We start from the raw sequence: 13,609 nt of genomic DNA, 5'->3' as shown, positions 1-13,609 counted from the left end.
AATGATTAATGGCTATGTTAATTTTAGTATCCGAAAAATTAATTATGTAATATAAAGGAGAAAATTAATGAAGAAATTACAGAGTAAGTGGAAATATAAACCATTAATAATTGCGACGTTTATAATGATTATCCAACTATTTTTACCACCCTTATCTATTCATGTGAATGCTCAAGGTGAAAATGATCAAGAAAAAGATGAGAACGGTGTTATATTAGTTGATGAAACAAACACTTATAAAAACACAGAATTTTACAAAGAACATTTATTTGGAATCGCTGGTGGATTTCATTTAGTTGGTCTAGACACAGTTGAAAAAAAAGCGCACATACATGGGAATATTTTAGCGAATTATTTCAATAATGGTGGTAATTTTGGAACTGAAGAGTTAACAGAAGTGAGCTATCTTAAATATATAAAAGGTGGCGGAACACTAAATAATACTACAGCTCACGATTCTGTATTAGTTGTTGGAAAAGACACCGAAATTGGTTCGGTCGATAATGGAAATTATTGGTCCGTTAATGAAAATAAGGTAGATAATCCCAGCAAAACAAATAGCCCGAATAGCTTATGGCAAGATACTGAGATTGAATTTATTGATTTTGATGAAGTAAAACAAGAAGTAAAAACATTATCAGAAAAGCTATCGAAATTAGAAAACAACGCAACTGACGTAAGTAATGAAGATCAAAATAACCAAGCAATCATTGTGGAAAAAAGTGATGAATTTAGTGTATACAATGTTAAAAAGGACGATTTTAATTTTACAAGGTCAATTCATATTAAAGGTTTTGATAAGGAAAACCCTTCAACATTGATAATTAATGTTGATATGAAAGATAAAAATGAGCTTTCTATTCCAAATTCAGTCGCAAGTTATACAGATGGTACTAAGGTAAGTACTGGAGAAGTTACTGTTTGGTCTAATGCAAATGTCGTTTGGAATATTTATGATTCATCTGAGAATGATAATGTATATCGAGGAACAATAAAAAATACAGGAGCAGTAACGGGAAGTATTATCGCACCTGGTGCTACAATCAATTTAAATAGTAATATAAATGGAACTGCTATTGGTGAAAAAATCGTAGTAAATGCTGAGTCGCATAGAGATGATTATGTGAAAACAAATCAAACGTACTTGACAGATCCGGAAGATCCAAATGAACCAACAGATCCGGCAGATCCGGAAGATCCAAATGAACCAACAGATCCGACAGATCCGGAAGATCCAAATGAACCAACAGATCCGGCAGATCCGGAAGATCCAAATGAACCAACAGATCCGGCAGATCCGGAAGATCCAAATGAACCGACAGATCCGGCAGATCCGGAAGATCCAAATGAACCAACAGATCCGGCAGATCCGGAAGATCCAAATGAACCAACAGATCCGGCAGATCCGGAAGATCCAAATGAACCAACAGATCCGGCAGATCCGGAAGATCCAAATGAACCAACAGATCCGGCAGATCCGGAAGATCCAAATGAACCAACAGATCCGACAGATCCGGAAGATCCAAATGAACCAACAGATCCGGCAGATCCGGAAGATCCAAATGAACCAACAGATCCGGCAGATCCGGCAGATCCAAATGAACCAACAGACCCGACAGATCCGGAAGATCCAAATGAACCAACAGACCCGACAGATCCGGAAGATCCCGATGAACCAACAAATCCGGCAGATCCAGAAGATCCAGAAGATCCAAATGGACCAACAGATGACTCAGAAGATTCAGAGGATCCAACAGATCCAGAGAATTCCACAGATATAAAAGGTGAGTCGGATTCAAAAAATCCAACAGGGGAGGAATCAACAGATTCCGAGAATTCGACAGATGTAAAAGGTGAGTCGGATTCGAAAAATCCAACAGGAGAAGATATTGAGTTCGAACAAACAAGTACAACTACCATTGGTTTAGGGTTATTTGCACTTCTTAGTGCACTAGGTACTGGGTTGGTTTTAAGAAAAAATAAAAAAATCATCAAATAAGATAGAATAAAAACAAGGAGATTTCCTCCTTGTTTTTTGATTACCAATTATAAGGTGGGGATAAATAGTGAGTAGAATTGTAAGGAGAATCATTGCAAATAGCGCTTTATTTATGGCAGTTATCCTTGTTTTATCAGGTGTATCAGGCTATCTTCTTATTAGTCATGAGCCCAAAACGGAACATCTTCTATCTGAAACTCAAAAAGAATTTTTAGAAAACAAAGAAGAACGACAAAACAAAATAGAGAGTGCTGAATACGGGGGGGAGGTTACTCATGTTGATGGGTCCGCTATTGCTAAAGCAAGAGAGAATTACAGCTCATCTGTTGAAGAATATGGCATTGGCAGTGTTTATATACCTGCCAGTGAAATTTCGCTCCCTTTACTTGCAGGAACGAGTGAAGAAAATTTGTTGAATGGTGTGGCAACAGCTAGTGCTGAAAAGGAATTAGGCGAAGGGTTATTTATAGGGATGTCACATAATGTAATTAACCAGCGATTGCTACAAAATATTGATCAAGCAGAAAAAGATGATCTGGTATATTTAACGGATTTCACCGATGTATATACGTATAGGATCACTGAGCAAACAGTTGTTCATGAAACAGAATCTTCATATTTAAAAGAACCTGAAGAAAATGAAACAGCGAAGTTATTACTTTACCGCTGCGAAGGGGAATATAATACGGATTGGCGTCGAATTGTTTATGGTGATTATATAAAAAAAGAAAAAATAAGTGAAGTTGATAAAGATATATTAAAGGGTTTGATGATTGACGTTGAAGTAATCAACAGTACTGAAAAGTTAGAAAGTGACACGCAAGAAGTTTCTACAGTTGAATATCAAACAGAAGAGGACTCAAAAAATATATTTGAGCAAATACAAACAAAAACAACCGACATCATTAGTCAAAAAAACATTTTGACACAGCTGTTTTTAAGAGTCTATGCTTTAGCTGATAGCTATACCATTTTCTTTTTTATGTTAGTTTTTCTTTTATTTGTTATATATTATTCATTTTGAATCCGTGATGAAAAATCTGATGAATCTAGTCGAAATCCTTCCTGTGTATTACACAAGCTTTCATGGTATCACTTATAAAAATCCAGAATTGAAAAGCTCGGCTAACTTCTAGCCCATAAAGGGCGAGGCCTAGCCGAGCTTTTCTTATATAAGGTTACGTATAGAACTGTCTTTGCCACTCTGCAAACCAGTTTTTAATCGTTGTATCCATTGAGACATTTAAATCGTGAAGGTTTTTTTGTAAATCTTTGTATTGATGTTCCACAAGCATGCGATAATTTAAATCAGCATAGAGCTTCATTAATTGAAAAGCTACTTGTTCGTCATCTGGACGACGTTTAATTATAGTTGTATACCAGCGCGAAGCTTGTTCGATGTCATTATTATTAAAGTAAAAGTCTGCTAGTAACTTCGCGTGGTGTACCCAGCTTTCATCTATTTCAAACCGTTCGGCCTCAGCCCAGATATAGTCAAGTTCTTCTAAATAAAAGCCTTTATACATATCTAAGTGATGTTGGTAATCAAGTGGTATAGCGTCATGTAATGAGAAATTTTTTTTGAAAAACGCATACCATAATTGTTTATCAATGTCTGTATGCCTTAATTTAATAGCATAACCGTTATCAACATTAGTTATTGTAATGAAGTTTTTTAATTGTTTTAGTGATTTTCTAACATTATAGATATTTACATAAAGATTAGCGAATCCTTTATCAGGATCGATATCTGGCCAAAGGGTTTCAACAATTCTACTTTTAGATAATACAGCCCCTGCATGATGAAGTAAGAATAGAAACACTTCTTTTGATTTACTCGTACGCCACTGAATAGTGTTAGTAATCAAATTATCATCAAGAATAAATTCGAGAGGACCCAAAACTTGAATCAATAAATGCTTATTAGAATTATTGATTGAGCTGTTTAGCGGTAATTGTTGTTCAATCCGGTTGATGGTCTTCTTTAAGCGATCTAATTTGACCGGTTTTAACAAGTAGTCAAGCGCACTTAATTCGAAAGCTTCAATCGCATAACCTTTATAGGCTGACACGAAAACAATATGTATATGAGGATATTGTTCATTAAGTTGTTCAGCAAGAGCTAACCCATCAATTTCGGGCATCTCAATGTCTAAAAATACAACATCTATGTTTTTAAGTAAGTCGTGGTAGTGATCTAAGTAGGGTGTTGATGATGTTAATGTAATTTCAACACCGTTTATCTTACTTAATTGGTGTGTTAAAAATTCAATAGCCATAACTTCGTCATCAAAGATACAAACTTTCATCATTGTGCCTCCTTCTATTGAGAGCAGTTACTTATATCGGTAGTAAACCTATTTAAATTGAGGAAAGGTATGGTTGTTAAACTAAAAATTATACGAATGGTTTATAATGTTATGGTAAAATAACATTAGCACAAAGTGAATATTGATTATTAGATGAATACTAAACTTGTGTTAATTGTCATTATATCATAATGGATAGTTATCAGAAACAATATAGAAGGCGTTAACTTATGCGATAATAAGATTATTAAGTAAGTATGTTTTGATTGAATTTATAATAGATAGCTACATCATGTAACTATATTGATTTATCCGTGCTTGAAAATGGTAAGGGTCATTATGGTCATGATGATAGTAATGCAAAGAAACAAGTAGCTGTTCAGCTGCTCTTAATTACTAATTATGGTGAGAAATAGGATGAATAGAAAAATTCGTTTGCCTAAGGAGGTGAATCCATGCTTAATCAGGAGCGGTTTATAAAAAAATATGGTATTGCAATATCAATACTCGTGTTCATTATTGTGTTGACGAGTCTTCGCTTCTTATGGATTCATGTCCATCAGTCTGTGGGTCAACCAACTATTGAAAACGGACAAATTGATTTATCTCAATGGACATTTACTGACGAGACGGTATCACTTAACGGGGAATGGACCTTTTATCCACAAACCTTTGTTGAAACAGACGGAATAGAAACAAGGCAGATTCAAACAACGGTTGATGTACCGGGCGATTGGACCGAGGTATTAGAAGGTGCTTATCCAGAGTCGAAGGCTTATGGCTACGGGAGTTATGAAGCAATAATTACATTACCAAACGACAGACCAGCTGTTTTTGGAGTTAGATTAAAAAGTCTACATACAAGCGCTAGAGTCATCGTTAATGGAGAGATAGTAAAAACGGTGAACACTGTGGCAAAGTCACATGGGTCTGTACCTACTTTTCGTGGACCTTTTTACGTATTATTTCCTGTTTCTAAAGCCACAGATACCCTTCATTTAGTCATTGAGTTGTCTAACTTTGATACACCGTATATAGGCGGTATAAACAAATCTGTAGTATTTGGAACAGATGAAGCCATTGTACGAGAAGTAAGTACACAGGAAACGCTACAGATGGCTGTGATTATCATCTTATTGCTGCATGCCATCTATATTCTTTTACTTTTGATTACTGGTAAAAGATCAAACAGAAAGGAGTTAGTTTTATTTGGTTTAATGCTCATTTTTATGGTGCTAGGTAGTGCGCTTGATGATGAGACTTTTATTCAATTACCAATTAGGAATGCATACAGTTTCAGAATTATGACGTTTTTTTACGTATGTATACTTCTATTGATGATTCAGTTTATTCATCGATTATTTCCCACGAATCAGCGTTTTGTGAATGTAGTTAGTATCATTGTCAGTGTGATGGGTATATTAACATTGGGAATTATCCCATTTGAATATTTATCCGTTCTATTAGGCTTATACTATGTGGTTTATTTTGTGTCTATTAGCTATATGATTTATACAACGATACAATATGTTAAACGAGGAGAAATTGGTGGTTATTTCATTTTATTTTTTATTATCAGTTATACGTCTAATACTGTTTGGGGCTTTTTAATACTGAGCGATTTCGTGGATTATCCTTTTTATCCTGTTGATTTTATTTTTGCGATTATATCGATTGCGTTATTGTTATTTAGACGACATCATCAATTATTGGTTGTTTCTGAACGTCAGCGCGAACAGTTGATTGAAGAAGATCAAAAGAAGGATCAGTTTTTGGCTAATACATCACATGAGATTAGAAACCCGTTACATGCAATGATCAATATTGCGCAAATTTTATTGAATGAACATGTTGAGTTTGATTCAGAAACGAAGTATAATCTGTCACTGATGATTAGAACGGGTCATCAACTGACCTTTACATTAAATGATATATTGGATATTACAAAACTTAAAGAACGAAACATTTCTCTAGAAAAAAATGCTGTAGACGTGAAAATTTTAACGGATGAAGTGATTGAAATTGTCACATTTATGACAAATAAAACGGATGTAAGCATTGAAAATAATATTGGTTCAGCAGTATTCGTTTATGCTGACCGTCAGCGCCTGTTAAGAGTATTATTTAATCTCCTTCATAATGCGTTGAAATTCACTAACTATGGTATCATTGTTGTTGAAGCAAAAGAACAACAAGATATGTTAAAAATATCGGTCAAAGACCCTGGTATCGGAATGACGCAAGAAGAGATGAAAAAAATCTTTCTTCCTTATGAAAAGCTCGAGACTTTTGAACGTGATGCTGGTGGTATTGGCCTTGGACTCAGCATCTCGCGGCAACTTATTGAACAACATGGTGGTGTCCTTCATGTATCCTCACAAAAAGGGGTTGGATCAGAATTTTATTTGACACTACCTATCGCAACAAAGCAACAGGTTAGAGACTTAGAAGGAATGAAAGAACAATCAGATGTATTACCTAAAAATAAAGAAAAAAACTTATCGAAAGTGACCCAATCTAATGAATCATTACCTAAAGTACTTGTTATTGATGATGATCGTATTAATTTAAAAGTTCTTAAAAGCATGCTTGAGCCAGCTTATAACGTTAGTGTCACGACAAGTCCAGAGAAGGCCCTTCAACTAATTGATGAACAACTGTACGACTTAGTCATTTCAGATGTAATGATGCCTAAACTATCAGGGTATCAGTTAACGGAAGCAATTAGAAAACGTTATACCATCTCAGAACTTCCAGTGTTGCTTATTACAGCTAGAAGTCAACCAGAAGATGTGTATACTGGCTTTTTATCAGGTGCGAATGATTACATTGTAAAACCTGTAGATTCATTGGAATTACAAGCGCGTGTGAGAGCATTAACTGAATTAAAACAGTCTATCAACAAACAGTTACAATTAGAAGCGGCTTGGTTACAAGCCCAGATTAAACCGCATTTTATTTTTAATACCTTGAATGCGATTGCGTCACTTAGTACAACAGATATTGATCAAATGGTTGATTTGATACACGTTTTTGGACAGTATTTAACGAACAGTTTTAGTTTAAATAACATAAAACAGCTTATTACTTTATCTGAAGAATTAGAGTTAGTTGAAGCCTATCTTTATATTAATCAGCTGCGTTTTAAAGAACGCATAAATTATCAGGTAGATGTGGACCATCCAGAAGACGTTTACCTCCCGCCACTTGTCGTTCAAACATTAGTGGAAAATGCATTAAAACATGGTGTTTTAATGCGAGCAAATGGGGGAACAATTATTATTCGCGGGAAGCGACAGGCATCTTATTATCGACTTGAAGTGATAGATGATGGTTTGGGTATACCGAAGGATAAACTAGAAAGAATTATACGAAATGAGCTTAATGAAAAACATATTGGTCTTGCGAACACTAATAAACGACTAAAGAAATGGTGTCATCAACAATTAAATATTGAATCAACCGAAGGTAAGGGTACGACAGTCACGATAGAGTTGCCGATTAATAAATGAAATAAGAAAAGATCTAGTCATGATAAATATGACTAGATCTTTCTATCTTGTAATAAGCTTATCATGATAATCACATGGAACATTAACTGACTGGTAAGTGCTGTTTCACCTGTACAATGGCCTCTTCTAAGGACGAGGCCTCAATGGTTGTGATTAAAGCTTCAGGATAAACTGTTGAATGGATATAACGTGGATCATAATAATAATCAAGTAAGTCTCTAATGACAGAGTGATAATCATGTGACTGAAGTGCCTTATCAATTCTATGGGCAACAGGTGTATGAATCCGACGCTTGATAATTGAAAAGGCTTCAACAAACTGATCATGATATGTTTCTGGATGATAGTCTGATAAAATCAACCTAATCCGTTTCTCAATCGGTAAAGTGATAAACAATTGCCTGCTTATTTCTTTTTGGTTAAAGAACCGTTCAGGGATTATAATTCTACCAATTCGAGAGCTTTCTCCTTCAATGATGATATAAGGTGCCTGTTGATAGTGGATGAGAGCTTCACCTAACTGAAGGTCAAACATCCGTTGATTGGTTGGCTCAAGACCAATCTGACCGAAGATACTGCCACGATGGCTTGCCAATTGTTCAAGGTTAATGACGGGGTAACCTTGGCTTTTTAAGGTTTGTAAAATCTTTGTCTTTCCATTTCCAGTATGACCATTTAAAACGTAGAGCTCAGGAATCGTGACAGTGTCCAACTGTTCTTTCATCCACAGGCGATAGGCTTTAATGCCACCGCTGAGTCGGTTGACATTGATATTCATTAAATCTAAAACAGTGGCGGCTGTTTTACTACGCATCCCACCGCGCCAACAAAACACAGTAATGGGCTGAGGAAAGGCTTTAAAAGCCTTAATAAAGGCCGGCAACTTCTTCGAATAAATCTCTAACCCGCGGTCCTTTGCTGCTTCTTGCCCCTATTGTTTATAAATCGTCCCGACTTCTGCACGCTCATCGTCAGTAAACAACGGGATATTAACGGCACCTGGAATGGTCGCGTCGCTATATTCTTTTGGTGACCGGACATCGACGATGACTTTTTCGTTCGTTTTTAAGTTATATAGCTCTTGTGGTGTGATATCTTTAAACATCAGTGTCATCCTTACTGAACATAAATATGTCCAGGTTTGCCATCAGTGACTTCACCAATTACGTGTGCGTCAATGCCTTGCTGTTTTAACTCATCTAAAATAGACAGAGCATCGCGTTCGTGTACCCCAATTAATAATCCACCAGAGGTGACCGCATCCGCTAAAATCAATTGATCAATCTCATCAAAACGTGCATCAAAGTGCACCGCACTTTTCACATGTTTTAAGTTATTTCTTGATCCGCCAGGGATATTGCCTTGTTCGGCGAGCTCTTTAACCCGTGGTAAGACCGGTACCTGTTTTTGCTTGATGGTGATGGCTTGATGGGACTCAGTAGCCATTTCTGTTAAGTGGCCAAGTAGACCAAACCCAGTAACATCGGTACATGCGTGCACATTGTAATGATTCATCACCTCAGCTGCTTGTTTATTTAAAGTTGCCATTACTTCTGTCACGCGTTTTATTTCATCGTCAGTGAGCTGATTGTTTTTAAGTGAGGTTGTAGAAATCCCAACGCCAATGGGTTTAGTGAGAATTAATTTATCTTCATGTTTGAGACCGGCATTTGTTTTTACTCGTTCTGGGTGGATCGTCCCAGTGACCGCAAGGCCAAACTTTGGTTCAGGGTCATCAATTGAGTGACCACCGACAAGTTGGCAGCCTGCTTCTTTTAGCTTATCACTGGCACCGCGTAAGATCTCAGTCAAAATCGCTTTATCTAGCGTGAAAATTGGGAATGCGACGATATTTAAAGCAGTGATTGGTTCCCCGCCCATCGCATAGACATCGCTCATTGCATTGGCGGCCGCAATACGTCCGAAGTCATAAGGATCATCAACAATCGGGGTAAAGAAATCAACGGTCTGTACAATCGCTAAGTCATCCGTTAATTTATAGACACCCGCATCGTCACCTGTATCAAGCCCCACCAGTAAGTTGGGATCGTGATTTTGTTTTGGAAGTTGATGCAGAACTTCACGTAAGTCACTCGGACCAATCTTACACCCACATCCACCTTTTGTCGTTAGTGTTGTTAATTTTACTTTTTCCATTCCTACGCCTTCTTTCATTAAATTCATTTTGTCGATAGTTCTAGTTTAACATGAGAAAGAAGAGACTGTCATAATTAAGTCATTTAATGTTAGAAAATGGGATGAATAAGATAAAAAAACTATTGCTTATTCATAGATCCAAGGATGCTTGCACTTATATTCGCTGGTTCCATCATTATCAGCATAGAGTGCCTTAAGTCTTTCGGTCACTTTGTTGGTGCGGGGTACTTTAAAGCGTTCTTTTTAATCTTTGCTTGAATGATTGTTTCAACATCTAAGTTAAGTGTAGATGCTAAAGTTAACGCATAAATCATCACATCAGCTAATTCATCTTTGATGTTCGTAAGGTTATTTTTTACTGCCATCTCACTTGATTGCCACTGAAAACATTCGAGTAGTTCAGCAGCTTCTAATGATAAAGAGAGACTGAGGTCTTTAGCGTTGTGGTATTGACGCCACTGGCGTGCGTCACGAAAAGTATCAATTTCGGCAATAAGCTCGTCTATGTTAGACATTATATCCTTCCTTTCGTATCTCGGTAGTTACAGTATACACGAAAAAAGCTAGAGCAGGTGGCTCTAGCTTTTTGTATAACGGGTATTACGATCGTTTGTTAGTGAAGTTTTACTCGTTTGGTACGAGGTCACTAATAGATTCAAGCTCAACATAGGTTGGAACGGCTAAACCTGTTTTTGCTTTTTCGTATGCTGGTCCCATTTCAATATATTCACCTTCATAACTCTCAGCGAAAGCACCGTGAGTGAGTGGTAACCAAGCAGCTGTTGTCACATCAGCTGAACCTGATGCGATTGATTCAAACATAATCGCAGGATCTACTTTTGTCACGTTCACGGTAAAGCCATGACTTTCAAGCGCATGTTTTAAGACGTAAGCTGGGAATAATTCAGAATCCCAAGATGTTACAACCATCTCGATTTCCCCGCCGTTACCTTCAGCGACACCATCGGTAAATTCATTTATAATGTCTTCGTTATCAACGACCCATGTTTCAACAACTTCTGGGACTGGAATTTCTTGTTCTTGAGAGTCTAGTAACGCGGCTTCAATCACGTCAAGCTCAAGATAGAAATTGCGCACAATTTCCGCTGCGATTGGGAAATCTTCTTCAAAGCCTAAACGTCCAAGCTTTAATACATTTTCTTCTCCGCCAAATAGTTCATTAGGATCTTCTAAATACTTAATGTCATATTTTGCGAACATATAGTGTGGTGACCAAGCCGCAATGACAATTGGTTCTTCGTTTTGAATCGCCTGATCAAGCTCTGTTAACATTGCACCGGTTGATGATGTTTGGTGAGTCCAACCTTGTAAGTTCTCTTCATTTTCGATCATATCATCGATGACGCCTGACATACCAGCACCTGGTTCAATCCCGGTAATGGTGTACTCCATTTCTTCACTGATTGTTTCTGGTGTACTTTCACCCGCATCGTCATTTGAATTGGCATTGTCACTATCATCACCACAAGCGGCAAGGATAAGGACAAGCACTAAACCTAAACTGAGTAGTAATTTTTTCATGTTCTTCATAAAATCTCCCCCTTAAAATGTATGTGTTCCATTGGTTCTTGCTAAAAACTAACTTCTACCACTTATTCATTGCCAGAATTCTAAAATGTTAAACCTGTTAAACCTATTGAAGTCTTTAATCATCGCCTTATATCTGTAAAGCAAGAAAAACGTTAAAGTGATAAGACACTGCGAAATCAAAAGGCGACACGCTCATAAACTATTATACCTAGGTGCGTATTAGAAAGACAAAACGAGAGAATCTAAATGAGACGTTCTATATGAGACTGAGCGTAAATAAGCTGACTAGAAAGCATGGTTTTTATAGAAATACGCTTACTTCCTTTCAAATGCGGTATGATTCGTCGTAAGTATGCGCTTACAATGGAGAGACTATTTAGTGAATGCTAAATAATTTGCTACTTGTTGTGTCAATATTGATATTTCCACAGACGTGTTTAGTTAAAACAAGATAAGGGGACATAGTTATTAGGAAAAAAAGCTTTTATCAAGAAAAGGAGCAAAACTAATGTCAAATGAAAAGAGACAACAGATTATCGCGCGCTACCATTTTAGACATGCGACAAAAGTATTTGACGATGCAAAACAGATAAACAAGGAGGACATGATGACGATTTTAGAAGCCGCGCGTTTATCACCAAGTTCTTTTGGTATGGAACCGTGGCAATTTGTTGTCGTTGAAAGTGATCATATCAAACAACTCATAAAAAAGCATTCGTGGGGGGCAAAAACAAAAGTCGAAGCTGCGAGTCACTTCGTTTTACTTTTAGCGCGAACCCATGAAGATGTTAGGTTTGATTCAGCGTATGTTAAAAAGCACTATTTAGACGAGTTGCATTATCCAAAAGAGGTTTTTGAACATATGAAAGATGTGATCGAGAACTTTCAAAAACATGACTTTCACCTGTTTGAAGATATGCGTTATTTAGATGATTGGTCGATGAAACAGACGTATCTCCCGCTTGCCAATATGATGAGTGTGGCCGCTGAGCTTGAGATTGATTCATGCCCGGTTGAAGGTTTTAACCGCGAGACGTTAGATCACCTTTTGCAATCCGAAGGAATCTATGATGACCACTTTACCTTAGCGACAATGGTGGCCTTTGGTTACCGGAAAAAAGCGCCTAAACCAAAACAACGAAGAGCTTTTGATGATGTCGTGAAGTGGGTATAAGACTCATCCATTTTATTGCAGTAAAACTTTTGTTAGCGATGATCTATTTCTAACAGGAGATTTTATACGCTAAGTGGAATAAGTAAAAGAAAGAATTATATTAAATATGAAGTTACTAACATTTTGTTATGGGAGGCGACATGATGGAAAAATATATCCACTAGAAGTCGATGGGTTTAAAATGCATGGCGTGTTAACCGTCGCCAGAGACCAAGCCCCATTTGTTATTTTTAGTCATGGCTATAACGGTACAGAAAAGAATTTAACTCATCATTGTCAACTTTTAGCCGAGCAGGGGATAAATAGTTACCGGTTTGATTTTCTAGTTGGGTCGGTGAATGAGGCCAGTGAGATGAAGACAGAAGAGGTGACCATTCTGACAGAAATGCGAGATTTATTGTCGGTTGTTGATCGCTTTAAATCGCAACCGTTTGTTGATCCGAATCAACTGTTTCTTTTTGGTGCGTCCATGGGTGGGCTTGTTTCAAGTCTTGTTGCTGAAGCTCGCAAAGAAGTCGCTGGGCTATTTTTAATGTTTACTGTTTTTTCAGTCGCAAAAGACTGGCAGCAACAATACCAAACAAAAACAGCTATTCCAGACCGTCTCGTCTTTTGGGGCATGCCTCTTGGACGCCCGTTCTTTGAGGTATTACTTGATTTTGCTTTAGAAGATGAAATCGGTAGTTATGAAGGATTTGTCTACATTATTCACGGAGATAAAGATACGGTCGTAAGCCATACAGTCACCGACTGGGTTAAACCGCTTTATAAAAACTTAGAGGTTCAAATCTTTCTCGGGGAAGGCCATGGGTTTTCAAAAGCTGGTGAAGAAAAAACGAGTGAGGTGTTACGGCAATTCATTCAAAAACACACTTCCATCAAGTAAACATAGTTAATTGAACTGCCC

The 13,609-nt window shown here is 37.1% G+C and carries 10 protein-coding genes and 1 pseudogene; 5 read left to right on the top strand and 6 right to left on the bottom strand.

Translation table 11 applies throughout. The annotated features are described in order from the left end of the window. Positions 1–67 precede the first annotated feature (67 nt). Both BM098_RS13695 and BM098_RS07410 read left to right on the top strand, forming a co-directional pair. The gene (locus BM098_RS13695) at positions 68–1,999 is read left to right on the top strand and encodes a collagen-binding domain-containing protein (RefSeq protein ID WP_089831960.1); all 1,932 of its coding nucleotides are present in this window, start codon (positions 68–70) and stop codon (positions 1,997–1,999) included. Between the two features lie 67 nt (positions 2,000–2,066). After that, on the top strand, positions 2,067–3,023 hold the full coding sequence (locus BM098_RS07410; protein ID WP_143423386.1) for a class A sortase: 957 nt from the start codon (positions 2,067–2,069) through the stop codon (positions 3,021–3,023). A 154-nt stretch (positions 3,024–3,177) separates the two neighbouring features. Here BM098_RS07410 and BM098_RS07405 read toward each other — a convergent pair whose 3' ends face one another. Continuing rightward, positions 3,178–4,308: a response regulator gene (locus tag BM098_RS07405; RefSeq protein WP_159430137.1), complete on the bottom strand. Its 1,131-nt coding sequence runs from the start codon at positions 4,306–4,308 to the stop codon at positions 3,178–3,180. A gap of 455 nt (positions 4,309–4,763) precedes the next feature. Here BM098_RS07405 and BM098_RS07400 point away from each other — a divergent pair, with 455 nt between their 5' ends. Continuing rightward, on the top strand, positions 4,764–7,820 hold the full coding sequence (locus BM098_RS07400) for a hybrid sensor histidine kinase/response regulator (protein WP_089831954.1): 3,057 nt from the start codon (positions 4,764–4,766) through the stop codon (positions 7,818–7,820). 82 nt (positions 7,821–7,902) lie between these two features. Here BM098_RS07400 and mnmH read toward each other — a convergent pair. The 5 genes and pseudogenes from mnmH to BM098_RS07380 form a co-directional block, all read right to left on the bottom strand. Continuing rightward, positions 7,903–8,739: pseudogene (mnmH, locus tag BM098_RS07395) on the bottom strand (tRNA 2-selenouridine(34) synthase MnmH); the annotation flags it as partial. 12 nt (positions 8,740–8,751) lie between these two features. Beyond that, positions 8,752–8,925, bottom strand: coding sequence for a rhodanese-like domain-containing protein (locus tag BM098_RS13920; RefSeq protein WP_307725242.1), 174 nt, complete (start codon positions 8,923–8,925; stop codon positions 8,752–8,754). Positions 8,926–8,936: 11 nt separating this feature from the next. Continuing rightward, entirely contained in the window at positions 8,937–9,977 is a 1,041-nt protein-coding gene (gene selD / locus BM098_RS07390; protein WP_089831952.1) for a selenide, water dikinase SelD, read from the bottom strand. A 206-nt stretch (positions 9,978–10,183) separates the two neighbouring features. Next, a complete protein-coding gene (locus BM098_RS07385) occupies positions 10,184–10,492 on the bottom strand; it encodes a nucleotide pyrophosphohydrolase (RefSeq protein ID WP_089831950.1) in 309 nt (102 codons plus the stop codon). Between the two features lie 109 nt (positions 10,493–10,601). Beyond that, on the bottom strand, positions 10,602–11,528 hold the full coding sequence (locus BM098_RS07380; RefSeq protein ID WP_089831948.1) for a glycine betaine ABC transporter substrate-binding protein: 927 nt from the start codon (positions 11,526–11,528) through the stop codon (positions 10,602–10,604). A 508-nt stretch (positions 11,529–12,036) separates the two neighbouring features. Here BM098_RS07380 and BM098_RS07375 point away from each other — a divergent pair. Then, complete coding sequence (locus BM098_RS07375; RefSeq protein ID WP_089831946.1) at positions 12,037–12,702, top strand: NAD(P)H-dependent oxidoreductase; 666 nt, start codon at positions 12,037–12,039, stop codon at positions 12,700–12,702. Positions 12,703–12,808: 106 nt separating this feature from the next. After that, the gene (locus BM098_RS07370; RefSeq protein ID WP_089831944.1) at positions 12,809–13,588 is read left to right on the top strand and encodes an alpha/beta hydrolase family protein; all 780 of its coding nucleotides are present in this window, start codon (positions 12,809–12,811) and stop codon (positions 13,586–13,588) included. Positions 13,589–13,609 lie beyond the last annotated feature (21 nt).

The sequence above is a fragment of the Halolactibacillus halophilus genome, from assembly GCF_900115605.1.
GTDB lineage: Bacteria > Bacillota > Bacilli > Bacillales > Amphibacillaceae > Halolactibacillus > Halolactibacillus halophilus.
Note: the sequence above shows the minus strand (reverse complement) of the source record. Positions and strands in the feature narration are given on the sequence as shown.